At 43.4% G+C, this 19232-nt stretch carries 19 protein-coding genes; 7 read left to right on the forward strand and 12 right to left on the reverse strand.

Going from position 1 to position 19232, the window contains the following annotated elements:
- Positions 1-46: 46 nt before the first annotated feature.
- The 3 genes from DIU38_RS27145 to DIU38_RS27155 form a co-directional block, all read right to left on the reverse strand.
- Positions 47-982, reverse strand: coding sequence for an alpha-E domain-containing protein (locus tag DIU38_RS27145; protein WP_090532596.1), 936 nt, complete (start codon positions 980-982; stop codon positions 47-49).
- Positions 983-1148: 166 nt separating this feature from the next.
- Positions 1149-2609 (reverse strand): circularly permuted type 2 ATP-grasp protein, encoded by a 1461-nt coding sequence (locus tag DIU38_RS27150; RefSeq protein ID WP_112655649.1) that lies wholly within the window; start codon positions 2607-2609, stop codon positions 1149-1151.
- A 198-nt stretch (positions 2610-2807) separates the two neighbouring features.
- Complete coding sequence (locus tag DIU38_RS27155) at positions 2808-3665, reverse strand: AraC family transcriptional regulator (RefSeq protein ID WP_112655647.1); 858 nt, start codon at positions 3663-3665, stop codon at positions 2808-2810.
- A gap of 89 nt (positions 3666-3754) precedes the next feature.
- Here DIU38_RS27155 and DIU38_RS27160 point away from each other — a divergent pair, with 89 nt between their 5' ends.
- Positions 3755-4762 carry a zinc-dependent alcohol dehydrogenase family protein gene (locus DIU38_RS27160; protein WP_208057688.1) on the forward strand — a complete coding sequence of 336 codons (1008 nt, stop codon included), beginning with the start codon at positions 3755-3757 and terminating at the stop codon, positions 4760-4762.
- Between the two features lie 50 nt (positions 4763-4812).
- Here the strand turns inward: DIU38_RS27160 and DIU38_RS27165 are convergent, their stop codons facing one another.
- From DIU38_RS27165 to DIU38_RS27200, 8 genes are all read right to left on the reverse strand, one after another.
- Positions 4813-5277 carry a hypothetical protein gene (locus DIU38_RS27165; RefSeq protein ID WP_112655645.1) on the reverse strand — a complete coding sequence of 155 codons (465 nt, stop codon included), beginning with the start codon at positions 5275-5277 and terminating at the stop codon, positions 4813-4815.
- A 51-nt stretch (positions 5278-5328) separates the two neighbouring features.
- On the reverse strand, positions 5329-5556 hold the full coding sequence (locus tag DIU38_RS27170) for a hypothetical protein (protein ID WP_112655643.1): 228 nt from the start codon (positions 5554-5556) through the stop codon (positions 5329-5331).
- A gap of 61 nt (positions 5557-5617) precedes the next feature.
- Entirely contained in the window at positions 5618-5998 is a 381-nt protein-coding gene (locus tag DIU38_RS27175) for a VOC family protein (RefSeq protein ID WP_208057686.1), read from the reverse strand.
- Positions 5999-6058: 60 nt separating this feature from the next.
- A complete protein-coding gene (locus DIU38_RS27180) occupies positions 6059-6865 on the reverse strand; it encodes a response regulator transcription factor (protein ID WP_112655641.1) in 807 nt (268 codons plus the stop codon).
- 150 nt (positions 6866-7015) lie between these two features.
- On the reverse strand, positions 7016-7282 hold the full coding sequence (locus DIU38_RS27185) for a Txe/YoeB family addiction module toxin (protein ID WP_112655639.1): 267 nt from the start codon (positions 7280-7282) through the stop codon (positions 7016-7018).
- The gene (locus DIU38_RS27190) at positions 7279-7491 is read right to left on the reverse strand and encodes a type II toxin-antitoxin system Phd/YefM family antitoxin (RefSeq protein ID WP_112655637.1); all 213 of its coding nucleotides are present in this window, start codon (positions 7489-7491) and stop codon (positions 7279-7281) included. Before DIU38_RS27190 ends, DIU38_RS27185 begins: the two co-directional genes overlap by 4 nt.
- Before the next feature lie 117 nt (positions 7492-7608).
- Entirely contained in the window at positions 7609-9426 is a 1818-nt protein-coding gene (locus tag DIU38_RS27195) for a serine hydrolase domain-containing protein (protein WP_112655635.1), read from the reverse strand.
- Positions 9413-11044, reverse strand: coding sequence for an amidohydrolase (locus DIU38_RS27200; protein WP_112655633.1), 1632 nt, complete (start codon positions 11042-11044; stop codon positions 9413-9415). Before DIU38_RS27200 ends, DIU38_RS27195 begins: the two co-directional genes overlap by 14 nt.
- Before the next feature lie 127 nt (positions 11045-11171).
- On the opposite strand from DIU38_RS27200, the gene mutL reads away from it, so the two are divergent.
- The 5 genes from mutL to cysS all read left to right on the forward strand — a co-directional run bounded on the left by mutL (position 11172) and on the right by cysS (position 17345).
- On the forward strand, positions 11172-13031 hold the full coding sequence (mutL, locus tag DIU38_RS27205) for a DNA mismatch repair endonuclease MutL (protein WP_090532576.1): 1860 nt from the start codon (positions 11172-11174) through the stop codon (positions 13029-13031).
- 18 nt (positions 13032-13049) lie between these two features.
- Positions 13050-13775 (forward strand): rhomboid family intramembrane serine protease, encoded by a 726-nt coding sequence (locus tag DIU38_RS27210; RefSeq protein ID WP_112655631.1) that lies wholly within the window; start codon positions 13050-13052, stop codon positions 13773-13775.
- Positions 13776-13808: 33 nt separating this feature from the next.
- Positions 13809-14681, forward strand: coding sequence for a rhomboid family protein (locus DIU38_RS27215; RefSeq protein WP_091169178.1), 873 nt, complete (start codon positions 13809-13811; stop codon positions 14679-14681).
- Positions 14682-15791, forward strand: coding sequence for an endonuclease/exonuclease/phosphatase family protein (locus tag DIU38_RS27220; protein WP_112655629.1), 1110 nt, complete (start codon positions 14682-14684; stop codon positions 15789-15791).
- Positions 15792-15878: 87 nt separating this feature from the next.
- Positions 15879-17345 carry a cysteine--tRNA ligase gene (cysS, locus tag DIU38_RS27225; protein ID WP_112655627.1) on the forward strand — a complete coding sequence of 489 codons (1467 nt, stop codon included), beginning with the start codon at positions 15879-15881 and terminating at the stop codon, positions 17343-17345.
- 15 nt (positions 17346-17360) lie between these two features.
- On the opposite strand, the gene DIU38_RS27230 is transcribed toward cysS, so the two are convergent.
- Entirely contained in the window at positions 17361-18035 is a 675-nt protein-coding gene (locus DIU38_RS27230; RefSeq protein ID WP_112655625.1) for a hypothetical protein, read from the reverse strand.
- Positions 18036-18311: 276 nt separating this feature from the next.
- Between DIU38_RS27230 and DIU38_RS27235 the strand changes: the two genes are divergently transcribed.
- The gene (locus DIU38_RS27235; protein ID WP_090532564.1) at positions 18312-19175 is read left to right on the forward strand and encodes a Cif family virulence factor; all 864 of its coding nucleotides are present in this window, start codon (positions 18312-18314) and stop codon (positions 19173-19175) included.
- Positions 19176-19232: the final 57 nt, after the last annotated feature.

The raw sequence follows: 19232 nt of genomic DNA on the forward strand, positions 1-19232 counted from the left end.
TAGGAGCATCTTCAAATTTTCAAATCGACACATTTTCAAATTAAATTTATGAATTAGCAAAGTAATGTTGGTTTAGTGAATTGCCTATGCCGTATAGCTCACTCCTGATCTGGGTGAGGAACAAGTGCAAGCCCTCCTGTTTGATACTTTTTACCGAACTGTATTTTATGCGGCTTTGCAACCGGCCTATCTGAAACGACATTTCCCTGTAGTCATCGGCATTGCTGTCATTCTTCAATCTGTCGAAATAGCGCTGAATATTATTTACCGAATAAATAACCGAGCGCGGAAAATCGTTGTTCAGTACAACCTGCTCCAAAACGTTTTCGGCCTCAAAACCTTCGCGATATGTTTTCAAATAGAGCTCGTAGCCACCCAATGAAAGCAGCAGGTGTTTCCAGTAAGTGGTATCAGTAAGCAGATCGGGGTTATCACTTATCGAGCTGAATTTAGTATCCAAAATATCAACCGACTGGATGGCCCGCTCCAGGTATTTGCCAATGTTCATAAATGCACGGCCTTCGCCGCGCTCCATAGTAATCTCCACTGTGCCGTAATAAAGCATTACTTGTTTTATCAGCACGTCCAGTACCCCTATCGGGTCTTCCCGGTGCAGGGCGCGTTCCAACCGCGGATCTTTTACAGTGTGGTAATATTCATTCAGGCATTGCCAAAGGTCTTTGGTGATGTGCTCCTGTACACCGCGGGCGTTTTCTCGTGCCAGTGTGATGATGTTGAGTATGGAATTAGGATTATTTTTCCCGGTAACCATATACTTTAAAACCGACCGGCTGTCGTTGTCCAGTTTTTCGGCTTCGCCGGCGTTTAGTCCTGCAAAAATCCTCATTACAGGTTCCCAGGTAAATTCCTGCACCGTATCCTGCGATGAGGCATAATTAATTTTGAGCATCCGCAGCATACCATCGCTGCGCTCAATGTAACGGCTTAACCAATAAAAACTTGCTGCAACCCTGCTTAACATAAAAGCCCCCTAACCCCCTAAAGGGGGAATGATTATGCCGGCGGTTTTGTCGCCGGTATTTTGTTGTTTATATTTTAATTACTTTGTTCAATTAAGTTTTTGGCCTGCACAACTTCTCTCCCAGGAAAAAAAATTAAAAAGCATACACTCTGCAATTCCTCCCCCTTTAGGGGGTCGGGGGGCTTAACACCCACGTGTCCTTACTGCCGCCACCCTGCGAGCTGTTTACCACCAGTGACCCTTCTTTTAACGCCACACGGGTTAGGCCGCCTGGGACAATTTCAATGCCATCGGGGCCGTACAGCGCGTAAGGCCTTAAATCAACCCTGCGTGGCTTTAGTTCGCCCTGCATGTAACATGGTGCCGCCGAAAGACTGATGGTTGGCTGTGCTATGAAATTACGCGGATCTTTCAGGATTTCCTTTTTATATTCATCTATTTCCTGCTCGCTTGCCGCATGCCCCATCAACATCCCGTAGCCGCCGCTGCCATTGGTTTTCTTAACCACCATTTTATTGAGGTTTTTAAATACCATTTCGCGTTCATCCGGATTGCCTAACTGGTGTGTTGGCACGTTTTTGAGTATGGGCTCTTCGTTCAGATAATAGCGGATCATATCGGGCACATAGGCATAAACTGCCTTATCGTCGGCAACGCCTGTGCCTGTAGCATTTACTATGGCTACATTGCCTTTACGGTAAGCTCCCATAAGGCCTGCTACGCCAAGCATACTTGCCGGGTTAAATACCAGGGGATCGAGAAACTCATCGTCCACCCGGCGGTAGATCACATCAACCTGTTGCAGCCCGGTGGTGGTTTTCATGTACACCTTATGGTTGTTCACTACCAGGTCGCGTCCTTCTACCAATTCAACCCCCATCAGGCGGGCCAGCGTGGTATGCTCAAAATAGGCCGAATTATAAATACCAGGCGTAAGTAAAACAATAGTTGGGTTATGGATCTGCCGGGGTGAAAGCGCCAGCAGGTTTTTATATAATATTGACGGATATTCGGTAACGCTGCGCACACTGCATTGCGGCAGCAGGTCGGGAAATAAGCGTTTGGTGATCTCCCTGTTCTCGAGCATATAACTTACGCCCGATGGGGTGCGCAGGTTATCTTCGAGCACGTAAAAAGTGCCGTCTTCATCACGGATAAGGTCGATGCCCGAAATATGTACATAAATATCATAAGGCACCTGGAGCTGGTACATCTCGCGCAGAAAGTGCGGACACGAATAAATAATATCAATAGGTACTATGCCGTCCTTTACTATAAACTGATTGTGGTATATATCCTTCAGAAATAAATTAAGCGCGTTAAGGCGCTGCTTGATGCCACGCTCAACAAAAGCCCATTCATCGGCAGTGATGATACGGGGGATAATATCAAAAGGAAAGATCTTTTCAATGCCTTCGCCGCTGTTATAAACGGTAAAGGTGATGCCCTGGCTCATGAAAAGACGCTTGGCAAGCTCCTCCTTTTTGTTCAGGTCGTCGGCCGATTCCTTCGAAATGTAGTCTATAACTTTACGGTAATGCTCCCGAACATTAGCATCCAAGCCATACATTTCGTCCCAAACATTATCAATTGGGCTGTATTTGTCAAAATAAGCTGATTCTTCCATGAAAAAATTACAATAAATTAAAAATTGACAATCAGTTATCTTTCAGAATTGTAATTTATGAAGTGTTTTTGATAAAAAAGCAAATTATTTTGAAATTTTTGAAGATATTTTAATCAAATTTTCAATTCATGGCGATTTTTAAAATATAATTCTTGTTTTTGTTGGGTCGTTAATATAAAACTGACGGGCTTTAACGTATTAAACAAGGGTATGCAATTCTCCTCCCGCTTTCCTAAAATCCGAAGGGTTCATATGTCTGTATTTTTTAAAAATACGGTTCAGGTGGCTCTCATCATTAAAACCAAGCTCATTGGCAATTTCAACCATACGCATGTTGCTGTGCAGTAAACGGTTCTCAATCAGCTTCAGTTTGTAATTGATTATATACTGCTGCATGGATTCGCCGGTATGTTTTTTAAAATACTGGCTGAGGTAGTTTTCAGAGATCCCGGCTTTATCGGCTATGACTTTAGCTTTTAGTTTTTCAGGGAAGTAGATGTTGGCCTGGATGTATTGCAGGATATCAAGTGTTTTTTCTTCGGTGGCCTCACTAACTTCATCGGGCATGCTCATAGCCACATTACGGGCGGCGATTACTATAACCGTATTGATATATTGCTGCAGGAGCGCTCTACTGTAAAGCCCTTTTTTTTCTTTTTCACTGATGATGGCCTGCATAATGGGTTTTACAACGGCCTTGTCTTCATCGGTTTTTAATATACATCCCGGTGCCTGGCCTGCGTTTTTTAGCAAAAAATTGAGATGCTCGGCTGTTTCGTTGCTAAGGTCACGATCTTTAATGTAAAGTGGGTTAAAGCGGATAAACAGGAACTGTGTTTCGGTTAGTATCTCAAAATAATGTGAATCATCAGGTGTAAGTAAAAACAGGTGACCGGGTTTATAGGTAAACTTGCTTTTGTTTATGCACTGCTTTCCGGTGCCGCTTATGATATAAATAAACTCGAAAAAGCTGTGTGAGTGTTCGCTGCGGGGACAGGCGCTGAGTGGTTCGCGCAAAACAACTTCAAAAGGCTGGTATAAATTATCTTTTACCATAGTGTAAATGTACAAATGTTACGAGGGATTGTACAAGGAATATGGCTGACCGCTTGTATAATTTTGTATTGTAATTAAACAACAACACAATGGAAACTCAAAATACAACAATGCAGGCCCTTATCGCTCCTGAAGCAAATGCGCCTTTCACAATAACCGTAGTTGACCGCCCAATTGCCTCCAAAGGCCAGGTACTGGTGCGTATTATAGCCAGCGGCGTCAGCGTATTGGATAATAAGATCCGTACCGGTAAAGGCGGACATGCCAGGCAGCCCTTACCTGCCATTTTAGGGATGGACTTTGCCGGCATAGTTGAAGCAGTTGGTGCTGATGTAAATACTTTTAAACCTGGCGATGAAGTGTATGGCCTTGCCGGTGGTATTGGTGGGCTACAGGGTACTTACGCGCAATATGCTGCCTTTGATGCAGACCTGCTTGCTATTAAACCATCTCACTTAAGTTTCAGACAGGCGGCTTCGATGCCGCTTAATTTTATAACTGCCTGGGAAGGCCTTGTAGACAGGGCAAATGTGCATGAGGGACAAAAAGTGCTGGTACATGGTGGTGCCGGAGGCGTTGGCCATTTAGCGGTTCAGGTAGCGAAAGCCTTTGGTGCGGATGTATATGCTACCGGCAGTGCGGCCCAACAGCAATATATTGAAAGCATTGGCGCTACTTTTATCGATTATCGTGCCACAACTGTTGAAGAATATGTGAACAATTATACTAACGGCGAAGGGTTTGATATTGTATATGATACCCTGGGCGGAGCCACTTTAGATGCATCATTTAATGCGGTGCGTTATTATACTGGTCATGTGGTAAGTTGCCTGGGCTGGGGAGAGCATAAGCTGGCGCCCTTATCATTCCGGGGAGCTACATACTCAGGAGTGTTTACTTTGATGCCGATGCTCACCGGTAGAGGGCGCAAACATCATGGTGAAATTATGCAGGAGGCCGCAAAACTTGTTGAAGCCGGCAAAATTGTTCCGCTGGTAGATGAGCGTACATTTACATTGGCTACGGCCAATCAAGCCCACGAGATATTAGAGAATGGTAAGGCGAACGGTAAGTTGGTGATTGATGTTGCTGAGTGAGGTGGTTCGCCCTTAAATAAGATGACCGCTCAGTTTTCAAGGCCCGGTATTTAAAACGGCCTGAATAACGGGCGGCTGATTAACGGCGAAAACGACCAGGGGATGGAACTTAAAATAACCAGCAGGGCAATGGTTAGCCAAATGGCCGTGGTTTTAAATTTGTCCTTATCAAGTGTTTTTCGTTTGGCTTTTGATGAGGCAATGGTGATCAGCGTAATGCCGATCAGCATCATGGTAACGTGCTCCATGCCAAAAAACCTGATCTGCCGCTCGTGCACCGCCTCTTTAAAATGGCTGATGAAGTAATTGGCTATCGGACTGATGAAATACAGCCAGAGCCCAATAGTTAGCTGGATATGGGCAATATTGGTGGTAATAACCCGTGTACGGTCGTCAAATTTTGAATAGCTTTTGTTAGTAAGCCATCCGCTGTAAGCGCGATAAATGGCAAAAAGCAGGCTGGCCATAACAAACCAGCGCGTAAGAGAGTGTAATGCTAAAATAAAAGCGTACATATATTATATGTATGACGACCGGCAAAGGAAAAGATTTTATCCGAAATAAAATTATTTTGATACCAATCCCCTTATGTAAATTTCACCGGGTTTATCAGTTGGGCGCCTTCCGGCAACAGGGCCTTTGCGGGCTTCAGGCGCCAGTATCCATATGTTGATCGTCACATCCGGCGACCCATCTTTATTCTTTTTCCAGGTTAGGTTTATTTCGTTGATGTCCTGCGCCGAAATGAGCATACTTTCATCGTCAACAAAATAGCCGTCAACAGCAAACCTCACATTACCACTTACTCCAAACCTCCTTTTTATATCACCGTGTAAGTTCCATAAATTAGATTATTTATAACGGGTTAGTAATCCACCATGTATTTCCGAACGGGTCTTTTACCCCTGCGCTCCTGCCGTATGGTTGATCGGCCGGCGACATGATGCTTTCGGCTCCGTTATCAAGGGCCTTCTGGTAAGTTTCGTCACAGTTTTCTACGTATACAAACATACCTGCATTTTGCTGTTGGTAAGTATCGGTACAATCGGCAAACATGATGGTGCTGCCGTTTATATTAATCTCGGCGTGCATAATGGTATGTTCGTCGCGCATGGTTTTAAATTGTTCGGTTGCGCCAAAAACACTTTGGGTAAACCCGATAAACTGAGCACCGTTTTTAACAATGAGGTAAGGCATGACAGCCTGGTAATTTTCGGGGATGTGTATTGTTGCCATAATTTGTTTTTTTCTCAAAATTAGCTGTCCCCCTGTTCTCAAAATTGTAAAAACCAGACATTATGCATTCCGGTATTCAGTTCCCTCGGCCTTGCCTGAAAAATAAAAACCCGGATGATAGCCAGTAAACTCCTTCACGTCATGAATAAAGTGCGACTGGTCGTAATATCCGCATTCCAGCGCTATCTGCGTTAATGTTTTATTTGCATTATATTGAGTCAGGGCATCCTGAAGGCGCGTGAGCCGCATATAGGTTTTGGGGCTAAAGCCCGCGGACTCCTTAAATTTACGGTCGAACTGCCGTGCCGATAAATTATAGGCATCAGCCAGTTGAGCAACCGTTCTGTATTGTTTATTGTGGATCACATCCCTGATCGCTACCGCTATGCGATCGTCTTTTAACACATTTTGACGTAACCGGGCTATTAAAAATGCAGACAGGATCTCTGCCCGTTTATAGTTATTTCCGGCTAACATGATCTGCTCTTCCAGCTCCCGGCCGGGCCGGCTTAAAAACGTATCGAAATCAAATGCGAGGTTGCTGGTTTGGCTGCTGGGGGTATTAAAAAAATAAGGCACGGCAAAAGGATAAATATAGGCACCAAAAATGCCAAAGCTTTCGGTTGTTATAAACCTGCGGTATTGTGTAGTTTGAAATTGAATGCCCGATAAGCTTGGGCTTTGCTCATTCTTCTCATTCAATTCATTAAACGATGAACGGTAGTGAAATACCAATTCGGCACAGGCATCAGCAACAGAGCGATAAATATATGACGAATGATCCGGCTCCAGTTCATGCTCAAGCACCCAGTAAAATCTTACATAGGGTTTAAGCTCGGCCGGTGGCAGGATCGTGAAATAGCGCATCGTTCTGATTTGGGATTGCGGATATTCGATTTCGGAATTAAATAAATTTAGGGTTTTTATTTAAAAGATGACCATCAGCCAGTTTAGTTATATGATAAAAATCCAGAGGTATTTTATTTCAGGATAACTTCTCTCCCAAGATATGGGATATTATTTCGTATAATGAAATCTAAGTGAGTAAACTGTTATAATATGGTCTTCTACTTTGTAAACAATACGATGTTCCTGGTTAATACGCCTTGACCATGCACCCGAAAGGTTGTGTTTTAGTGCTTCAGGTTTACCGATACCTTTGAACGGATCAATTTGTATTGCCTGGATCAATTGACGAATCCGTTTAAGAATAATGATATTTCCGCTCTTCTTCCTGTATTCGAGATCAGCCAGCGCTTCGTCGGTAAAATTTATAGCTTCTATATATCATCAAGGTTAAGTTTGGTGACTTTACCTTGATGCTCTTGCTCAATTGATTTTTGCAGATGCTGAGCATTTGCTTCTGAAGAAAGCAAGTAAGCAGTATCATCCGTTATTTCGCTCGTTTTATAATCAACATGCAGGGCATCCAAAAAAATCCGGATAGCAGTTTCCTGATCTGCATCTGCAGGATGTATGGTTAATGTTGTCATATATCAAATATACCCGTTTTTATTTCAACCGTCAAATCTGTCTAAAATACAACCCGATACAGCCCCTGCAAATAATGGGGCAAATCCGAAATCAAAATCCCTAATTTCGAAATTCCCTTACAACCCTTTAGTTATAGCCTCATATACCACGTCCTGAATCCTCGGCCTGATATTAAGGCTGCCCAATTTACTGGACACCGAGGGGTTCACCCTGTTTGACAGGAATACATATACCAGGTTATATTTAGGATCAACCCAGATACAGGTGCCTGTAAAACCGGTATGTCCAAAAGCCTGATCTGATGCCAGTTTTGAAGGATAATGTCTTTCGGCTATCGGGTCCCAGCGGTCAAAGCCCAGTCCGCGGCGGCTCACCGGCGATTGTTTGGAGGTGAACAGGTCAACAACCTCCGGCTTAAAATATTGGGCACCGCCATAACTCCCCTTGTTTAAAACCATCTGGTATAATATGGCCACATCATTGGCACTGCCAAATAAACCGGCATGCCCGGCAACGCCACCTAAAAGCGCTGCTGTTGGGTCATGTACATATCCATCAAGTAATGACATGCGGTACTCCTTATCATTTTCGGTAGGGATTATCCTGTCGGGTGTAAAGCGGTATAAGGGTAAGAAGCCTGCAGTTTGCATTCCCAGCGGAGTATAAAAATGCTGCTGTACATAAATGTTGAGCGGCACGGCAGTAATGTTTTCAACAACCTCTTGCATAAATAGCATACTAACATCACTATACACATATTGCCCGCGCGTTTTTAACGGCGAGTTCAGCATATCGGGCAGCATTACATCTTTATAATAGTCTTTGCGCAGGTAATAATGATCAGATACTTTTGTTGGATAGGCGGCAGACGAATCTGTACTGTGATCAGTTGGTTTTACCTTTTCAAACGACTGGATATCGGGGATCAGGCCCGCCTGGTGCAGCAGCACTTCGCGGATCCGGATGTCGTTTTTATTGCTTTTACGGGCAAGGGGAATGTAATCGCCAAGGGTTTTCTCCAGGCTTAATTTACCCTGGTCGGTAAGCTGCATGGTTTCCATGGTAGTTGCCGATACCTTGGTCATGGAGGCAAGGTCAAAAATATCGGTCAGCTTGTCGGGTATCACATTATCATAGGTGTGATAACCGTAAGCTTTATTAAATATCACCTTACCATCTTTTGCAACCAATACCACGCAGCCGGGAGTAGCATGCTCGCGGATGGCTTCCTGTGCTATTTTATCTATTCCCTGCAGATTGGCAGCATTTATACCGGCTTCTTCAGGAACAGTATATTGTAGTCTCGTTTTCTCGGTAGTAAAGCCCATCCCGGTTTTATAAACCGCACTGTAGTTTTTAGATAATTTTTGAGAGATACTTACCCCGCCGAATATGGCTTCGGCACTGTACATAGCCGATACCCCGGATACCCGTTCTGTCCAGATCACGGGGGCGGTTATAACATCAAGCTTGCTCAATAGCGAACCGCTGCCAAAAGCCGCGACAATTATATTCTTGTTTTTTTGATTGGTACTGATAAAGTCAATCACATCCGGATTGCTTAAATCGGCATCATTTACCTGTACTATAATGGTGTTGTAAAACTTCAGATCGGAAGTGAGGTTAGCCAGTGTTTTATTGCCCGAGTAGGTATTGCCATCAAACAGATCTACCTTGTTATATTTATTTAACAGGCTATCAAAAACGGCGGCGTACTGGTTATTGAAATGCACACTGGCAATTTTTAAATCCTCCAGCTTTTGCAGCGGCACCAGGTATGAGGCATTGTTAAGTAACACGGTGGAGTTGCCAACCAACCTTTCTTCGGCAATGAAGGCCTGCCCTGTTAACGGCGGATTTTGCGCGCAAGCGGTATTAAATAATGCAAACCCTAATAGTACTAAAGGAACACGGCCCCATTTATTTTTTATCATATACTTTAACTCCGTTTATATAGGTTTGGGTCACTTTGGTTGCCGGAATCTCGCTGTCTTTTACTTTCATAATATCTTTATCCAGTATCACAAAGTCGGCGTATTTGCCGGGTTCAATGCTGCCTTTTTCTTTTTCTTCAAAATTGGCTTTGGCTGCCCAAATGGTCATTCCCTTTAATGCTTCAATCCGGCTCAGGGCGTTTTCAGGTTGAAAACCACCTTCCGGGAAACCTTTCAAATCTTTGCGCTCAACCGCTGCATAGAACGTATAAAGCGGATTAATGTTCTCAACCGGGAAATCGGTACCCAAAGGGATCCAGCCGTTTTGCTTTAACAATTGTTTATAGGCATAAGCCGTTTTAAGCCGTTCGGGGCCCAGTCTTTTACCTGCCCAGTACATATCTGATGTCGCGTGCGTAGGCTGTACCGATGGGACAATACTGTATTGGCCAAACATGTCCAGGTCTTGCGGCGATACTATCTGCGCGTGTTCGATACGCCACCTCAGGTCGTTTTTGCCTTTTAAATTAGCCGCATAAATCTTAAGCATTACCCGCACTGCCGAATCGCCAATGGCATGGGTACACATCTGGAAACCGCGGGCCGCTATTTTTGGAGCTATTTCTTCAAAATGCTTTGGGTTACTCAACAAAAAGCCGCTCCATTTGGCCGAGTCGGCATAGGGTTTTAGCAGGCAGGCCCCTCTTGAACCGAGGGCACCATCGGCATAAACTTTAAAAGCCCTTACATTTAAACGGGGCGTTTTAATAATTCCCTTCTTAAACAGGTAGTCATAATTCTCCTGTCGGTCGGCCAGCATCACATACAGGCGCATTTTCAGGTCGCCTTTATTTTGCAACTCGGCAATGGTGTTTATCATGGTATAAGGCAGCCCGCAATCATCAACGGTAGTTAAGCCAGCGGCAAAACAATTTTTTTGCGCCGATAGCAAGGCTGTATCTATAATAGCGGCTGTAGGTTCCGGAATTTTACGGGTAACTATACCTACCGCGTTGTCAACCAAAATGCCGGTAAGTTTCCCGTTACTGGTTTCTATTTCGCCGCCGTTAATGGCTTGCCCCGGTTTAACACCGGCAATGTTCAGTGCGGCCTGGTTGGCTATAGCGGCGTGCCCGTCAACGCGGCTAAGGATCACCGGCCTCATCGGGAACAGCGAATCCAGCTTTGCCTTATCGGGGAAATGTTTATTAGTCCAGTCGTTTTGGTCCCAGCCATTACCAATGATCCAGCCATCGGTATTACGCTCGGCATAAGCTTTTACCGAGTCGATAATTTCGGGCCAGCTGTGGGTGCCTACCAGGTTTACTTCCTGCAGGCCCATGCCATATTCATAAAAGTGAGCGTGGGCATCAATAAAGCCGGGATAAACCGCGGCACCCTGTGCGTCAACCACTTCGCGGGCGTTGTATTTTTGTTCAAGGGAATCGGCATTGCCTACTGCAAGTATCTTGCCTCCGCTTACTACAAATGCGCCTGCTGTTGTAAAATTGCTATCAACGGTATACACAACCGCGTTTTTTACCAGCATATCGGCATTGTATTCCTTTTGTTTGCAGGCTGCTGCCAGTAATAGCAGCGCGGGCAATAGTCTCTTCATAAAGTAATTGTATGTTTATTGTAATTGTATTAAACCACAAAAGTATATACAACTATCAAATCATAAAGTTATGCCTTCAAATATTTAATTTAGCATCGAAATAGAAATTGGAGGGAATTTTTTTTAGATGTCAGACATTATTCAGCTTTTACCGGATGCCGTTGCCAACCAGATTGCCGCGGGCGAAGTAGTGCAGCGACCGGCTTCTGCGGTAAAAGAATTGGTAGAAAACGCTATTGACGCAGGTGCGGATAAGATCCAGCTTATTATTAAAGATGCCGGTAAATCACTGATCCAGGTTATTGATAATGGCTGCGGCATGAGCCTTACCGACGCCCGCATGTGCTTTGAGCGTCATGCAACTTCAAAAATACGCAAAGCCGAAGATCTGTTCGCGATCCGTACCATGGGTTTCAGGGGTGAAGCCATGGCATCTATAGCGGCTATTGCCCAGGTAGAGCTGAAAACCCGCCGCCATGAAGACGAACTGGGCAGTTGTATAACTATTGAAGGCTCCGAAGTGATAAGCCAGGAACCATGTGCTGCTAACGCGGGCACATCAATCTCTATAAAAAACCTGTTTTATAATACCCCTGCCCGCCGCAATTTTTTAAAAAGCAACCCGGTAGAGATGCGCCATATTATTGACGAGTTTCAACGTGTGGCCTTGGCACATCCCGAAATTTTTTTCACCCTGCACCATGATAGCCAGGAAGTTTATCATTTGCCGGGCACAACGCTTAAACAAAGGATAGTACACCTGTTTGGCAATAATTATAACCAGCGGCTGGTACCTGTTGAAGAAGATACAACCATTATTAAGCTGCGTGGATTTGTAGGCAAGCCCGAGTTTGCGCGCAAAACCCGTGGCGAACAGTTCTTTTTTGTAAACAACCGCTTCATCCGCGATTCCTACCTTAATCATGCTGTAACTACAGCGTTTGAAGAACTATTGCCCGATGATTGTTTTCCGTTTTATGTTTTGTTCATCGATATCGACCCTTCAAAAATTGATATCAACGTACACCCTACCAAAACTGAGATCAAATACCAGGATGAAAAGGCTATTTATGCCATAATCCGGTCGGCAGTGAAGCGGTCATTGGGCAGATATAATATTACGCCCAGCCTGGATTTTGACCAGGAAAACAGTATCGAGCACCTGATAACCCCCAAACCATTTGAGGAGATCATCGCCCCTACTATTTCTTTCAATCCAAACTTTAATCCCTTTGCAGATAAAGCAGAAAAACCCAGGCAGGAGCACCCATTTTTAAGGGAGAGCGGGGGTTATAAAAAAGACCCCATTCCACAAAACTGGGATACTTTGTATGAGATCAGTAAAAAGGAAACCCTTTTTCAGCACGAGATCCACGAGGAAAAAACCATAGCGGTTGATGAGCAGGATGTAAGTAAACCAAGCGAGCGGCAACTGTTCCAGATCCATAACCGGTTTATCCTGTCGCAAATAAAATCGGGCTTTATGCTCATTAACCAGCAGGCCGCGCATGAGCGTATTTTGTACGAACGCTTTTTACAACAGCTGCAAAATCATTCGGGGGTGAGCCAGCAAAGCTTATTTCCGCAGTCGGTAACACTAAACGGTGCCGATTTTGAGTTATTGAAAGAGCTTTTGCCTGATATCCGGTCGCTGGGTTTTGATATCCGCGAATTTGGAAAAAATACCGTGGTAGTAGAGGGTATCCCGGCCGAACTGAACAACGTTGGTGAGCATGAGCTTTTAGAACATTTACTGGAAGGTTTTAAAAACAATATGGCCATCCTTAAATTAGATAAACGGGATAACCTGGCCAGGTCACTAGCCCGTAACGGCGCTATTAAATCAGGAACCAAGCTATCCCTGGAGGAAATGAACCAGCTTATCGACCAGCTTTTTGCCTGTGAGTCACCTAATCAGGCATTGAATGGTAAGCCCGTAATCAGTACCTTTACGATGAACGAATTAATGGAACGATTTGAAAAATAGCCCCAGGCTAAATTATATATGAACGGATACAATCAATCGCCTTTTGCTAACCTTACACCTGTTGTTAAAAACCTGCTGATTATAAATGTAATATGCTTTTTGCCATTTGTACTGTTCGGCCAATTTTATGAGGCCAAAATAGTGCCATTGTTAGGCGGCTTTTATTTTAATTCGCCTTATTTCAAGCTATGGCAAATCATTACTTACATGTTCCTGCATGGGGGGTGGGGCCATATTTTCTTCAACATGTTTGCCTTGTTTTCTTTTGGCCCTATTGTGGAATATGCTATCGGCTCAAAAAAGTTCTTTAACCTCTATTTTTTATGCGGAATAGGGGCAATTCTGTTTCAAATTGCGGTGCAGGCTATAGAGGTGCATGGCATAACCGGCAGCTTTACCATTGCCCATCCCTCACTTCAGTCATCTTATGCAGAATATGGCGAAAATGCTGAAAAACTTATTGATATTTATGCGACACCAATTGTAGGGGCATCGGGAGCAATATTTGGTTTGCTGATTGCTTTTGGCATGCTGTTCCCAAATCTTGAACTGATGATATTGTTTATACCTGTGCCTATCAAGGCAAAATATATCATTCCTGTATATGTAGTGATAGAATTATTTTTAGGGGTAAAGCAATTTTCCGGAGATTCGGTGGCGCATTTTGCACACCTTGGCGGTGCGCTTATCGGGTTTTTACTGGTTAAAATTTGGCGATTACAACGACCAAACAATTTTTATTAATAACAGTAGTTATCTTTGTAATACAGCTTTATTATGAGCACCCTTTGGCAAAATATCCACTACAAAATGCTGCGCTCCGGCAATAGGCTGAACCTGCTTATAGGCATTAATGTGATTGTTTTTTTAGCTATCAGGATACCGGCAGTAGTTGAACAATTGCTGACTCATTTTGATAACAGCTCCATTTTATTTTACGCCAATAAGTATCTGAATATGCCGGCGTACCTGCCCGATTTGCTGAAGCGTTTTTGGACGCCCTTAACCTATATGTTTATGCATGCGGGTATACTTCATATCCTGTTCAATATGCTTTGGCTATATTGGATGGGGCAGATATTTGAAGAGTACCTTGGTAATAAACGTACTATAGGTTTATACTTAATGGGCGGCCTGGCCGGTGCTTTGTTATACCTGCTGGCCTTAAACCTGCTGCCTGCATTTACCAGTGCTAACGCTGCACAGAACAGTACTATAGTTGGTGCATCGGCCAGTGTAATGGCCATTGTTGTGGCAACGGCCACCCTGTTGCCCAACTACACCATATCATTAATTTTATTTGGGCCGGTAAAATTAAAATGGCTGGTATTTGTAATTCTAGTTATTGATTTTTTGGGTATAGTTGGTGCAAACGCCGGCGGCGAAATAGCCCACCTTGGTGGTGCTTTAATGGGATTTGTGTATATTAAGCAATTACAAAAAGGCCATGATTGGGTGGGCGGAATAGCCGGGCTGTTTAAACGAAAACCCAGGTTAAAAGTGGTTTCAAACAATATGGGCAAAAACGCATCCGACTACCCGCGTCAGGAAGAAGTTGACCGCATTTTAGACAAAATATCGCAATCGGGTTACAATAGCTTAAGCAAACAGGAGCGGGAAATTTTATCGCGTGCAAGCAAACAGGAATAAATGATAAAAAAAAAGCAAAGTATTTTTAGCAGGGTGTTGTTATGGATAAACCTGTTTTTCTGTTTTGCTTTACTAATAGGATATTTAGCCCCCTCGGTTGATCCGCGCAAGTATTGGTTATTCGCTTTCTTCGGCCTTGCCTATCCTCCTATACTGTTGGTTAATATGATCATGATGCTGTATTGGCTGCTGCGCAAGCGCTGGCAGTTTTTATTTTCGCTGGTCAGTATTTTAATTGGCTGGGGAGTACTTAATAACAATATCGGGTTCAGATTTAAATCAAGTTTTTCGCTGCCCCCCGGGCTCAACGTTGTACATGTCATGACCTACAACGTGCATAACTTTAAACATTTTGGCTTCAATAACGATATATCAACCAAGCATGAGATCCTGGAGATCATCAATAGCGAGCAGCCAGATGTGATAGGGTTCCAGGAGTTTTATACCCGCAATAAAGGGCAGTATGAAACACGCGATTCGATCAACAAAATATTAGGCAGCAATAACTTTTACTTTGAACCCTTTAGTTTTAACAGCCGTGAAGCCATTGGCATGGCTATCTTTTCGAAATTCCCTATTCTATCAAGAGGGATGATCCGCCTTGCGGCCGACAGAACATCTGGTAACCAGTGTTTATATGCTGATATAAAAAAGGGAGATAAAATTTTCAGGTATTATAATATCCACCTGCAATCCATCAATTTTGACCCCGATGATTACAAATACATCGACAGCGTATCAAAAAAAGGAAAAACCGACATTAAATCAACCAAGCGCCTGGGGAGCAAGCTTAAAATAGCTTTTATGAAAAGGGCCGAGCAGGTTTTTAAAGTAAAGGCGCATGCTGCCCAATGTCCATATCCTTATATTATAGCCGGTGATTTTAATGATACCCCATCATCATTCGCGGTTAACCAAATGGCCAAAGGCTTAAACAATTCATTCCGCGAAAAGGGATCAGGCTTAGGGCGCACATATAACGGCGATTTCCCCAATTACCAGATAGACTACATTATGAGCAGTCAGGAGTTTTCGGTTTTCAACTACAAAGTGATTGAAAAAAAACTTTCAGACCATTATCCTTTACGCAGCGATCTCGTACTGAATTAACATAGGTCATTGCTCTTCGTTTGTAAAAATAAACCTGAAAGCCGGCAGGCAGTAACTTAAAATTGAAAAAATCGTAAGTTTGCGCTCATGCAACAAAATTTGTTTGTTTACAACACTTTAACCCGTAAAAAAGAGTTATTTAAGCCCATTAACACGCCGCATGTTGGCATGTATGTTTGCGGGCCTACTGTTTATAGCGATGTTCACTTAGGCAACTGCCGTACTTATATATCTTTCGACCTCATGTTCAGGTACCTTACAGCTATTGGCTACAAGGTGCGCTACGTGCGTAATGTGACCGATGCGGGCCATCTTGAAGGTGATGCCGGCGACGAGGGTGAGGACAAAATTGCAAAAAAGGCCAAGCTTGCACAGCTTGAGCCAATGGAGATAGTACAAAAATATACCGTTGGCTTCAGGGATGTGATGAGGATCCTAAACAACCTGCCCCCAAGTATTGAACCTACAGCTACCGGCCATATCATTGAGCAGATAGAAATGGTGAAAGAAATACTTGCCAGGGGCTATGCTTACGAGGTAGATGGTACCATTTATTTTGATGTTGAAAAATATAACAAAAGCCAGGATTATGGCATATTAAGCGGCCGTAATCTCGAAGATCTTTTAAATAATACCCGCACACTTGGCGGTCAGCAGGAAAAACATGGTAAGCTTGATTTTGCCCTGTGGATAAAAGCCAAACCCGAACACCTGATGAAATGGCCTTCGCCATGGGGTGTGGGCTTTCCGGGCTGGCACCTGGAATGCTCGGCCATGAGCCAGAAATACCTGGGAAGCCACTTTGACATTCATGGCGGCGGGATTGATCTTGTGCCAACGCACCATACCAATGAAATTGCCCAAAACGTAGCTTGCTGCGGTACCAACCCGGCTAATTACTGGGTGCATACCAATATGCTTACGGTAAACGGCCAAAAAATGTCGAAATCATTAGGTAACAGCTTTCTGCCGCATGAACTGTTTAGCGGCGAAAATTCGATACTAAATAAAGGCTACAGCCCCATGACGGTAAGGTTCTTCATGCTGCAGGCCCATTACCGTAGTACACTTGATTTTGGCAACGAAGCAATGGAGGCATCCGAAAAAGGGTTTAAACGCCTTATGAACGCCTTCACCCTGCTTACCGATGGATTAAAAGCCTCTGCCACTACCGAAGTTGAAATAGCACCATTAATGGAGCGTTGCTATGCGGCTATGAACGATGATTTTAACAGCCCGGTTTTAATAGCCGAGCTTTTTGAAGCATCGCGCATTATCAATTCGGTATATGATGGTAAATTGAAAATTGATGCCGCTAACCTTGAACAGTTAACCGCGCTTATGAATTTATTTGTGGTTGATGTGTTGGGTTTACAAAATGAGCAGGCGGCTAATGACGATCTGCCAAAGGTGTTAAACTTTATTGTCGATCTGCGCAGCAGTGCTAAAGCCAATAAGGATTATGCCACGTCGGATAAGATCCGTGATGGTTTATCACAGATAGGTTTCCAGCTAAAAGATAGTAAAGAAGGTACCACCTGGGGCAAAGCCTGATAACAGGCCATGATTTTAAAGTGAGTTGTAGTAGCTGAATAATTTAGCTAAGGCAGCATCGCTTTTAAAATTAACTTTGTTGGTTTTGATATACTCCTGCATTTTATCGCCCTTGTCGCTCATTGCTGCGAGGATGGTTTTTTGCGACGGCCGGACCCGGGTCATTTGGTTATTGGCAAAAAGGTAATAGCTGTTGGCCGTCATGAAGGTTTTGCTGGTTACCTGCGAAGCAAAACCCGTTGACTCAAGTACTTTTTTCTTGTAATAACGGAGCAGTTTTACCCTTCCGTCTCCCACTACCTGGTAAAAAGTTTTTGGGGTTTGATCATCCACAGCCGGGAAGCCGCTGTTAAAGTTCATATCCGTTTGGTCACTTTCTTCAAGCGCAATGCCTTTTACTGAAAAACCTTTCACCGGGTCAACAAAGGCCTGTACCGATGAATCCCGGGGGCTTTTAAACAAAAGTTCATCCGCGTAAATATTATAGTTCAATATTGTATTAGCTGTTTTGCCGTTAACGAAATAAACAGTGCCATTCAGCCAGTTATCGGTAAGGAGGGCGCTGCCTTGTATGCCATCATTGGTTTTAAGATAATATGGACGGCCGGTGTAGTCAGAAAGGTATTGCGCTTTTGCCTTTACACACAGCAATAAAAGTACAAATACGCAGTATAGCTTATACTTTTTCATGAAGCAATTTATATTGATTTAAACAAAAACAGGTTAATTGGGTTATGAAGTTAAGTGTTTTTTTATTCAACTTCATTATTAAGTAAATTTAAATATTTACGCGTATTTTATATGATCAAACCCGCGCTCTGCAATTATTTGCCCATATCTTCGTTTCAGGATAAAACAAAAATAATGCGATTGTTAAATTATGCTATGCTGTATAATGCATTTTGACTATTGCGTTTCCGACTTAAAATTTATTACTAAATTGCTCCCTAAAACCCGAATATAAATATGAAGAAAATAATATTAGCTGCTACATTTATTGGTTATAGTGCTTTTGCCCTGGCGCAGGACGCTGTTAATGTAAACAAGGTAGTTAGTGTTGAACAAGCTTTTGATAAGTTAGTTGAACGTAAAGGAATAAAAGATGGTTTCCTGGCAGTTGCCGATCCCGATGGCATCATATTTAAGCCCGATGTAGTAAAGATTGTTGATTTTTATAGTAAGATTGATAAACAGGCCGGCAAGCTTAGCTGGCAGCCCAAATTTGCCCGGATCTCGGCCAATGGCGACCTGGCTTTCACCGCGGGCCCTTATATATATCAAAACGGCAAAACTGATGATGATAAAGTGTTTGGCGATTACGTATCTATCTGGCGTACTAACGCCGATGGTAAATTAAAGCTTCTCATCGACCTTGGTATCCAGCATCCTGAAGCTGAGGAAGAAGTTGTTACCGATTTTAAAGAACCCGACCCGGCGCACCGTTCAGGCCCAAGTAAGGATCCATTCGGCGCCAAAAATGTTATTATTGGTACCGATAAAACATTTAATCATGGGTTAACATTATCAGCCATGGCCAGCTATAAGGAGTTTTTAAGCCCTGAAGGCCGCTATTATTTCCCCGGCTTTCCGCCAATGACAGGAACCGATGTGGTGATGAAGTTTATCAATAACGAAGCTATCAGCATCACTGCCGAAACTACCGATGGCGGCCGTGCCGCGAGTAATGACCTTGCTTATACCTATGGTCACGCCCGCATTACCAAAGGAAATGTTGTAGGCAATTACAATTATGTAAGGGTTTGGGAAATTGACAAAACAAAAAAATGGAATATCCTTCTTGAGATTTTCTCGCCTATTGAGAATGAATAACCATTGTCTGAATCAGAATTTACAGAATTTTAAAATTAACAGAATAAAAAAGGCCTT

The organism is Mucilaginibacter metallidurans (assembly GCF_003286435.2).
Lineage (GTDB): Bacteria > Bacteroidota > Bacteroidia > Sphingobacteriales > Sphingobacteriaceae > Mucilaginibacter > Mucilaginibacter gossypii.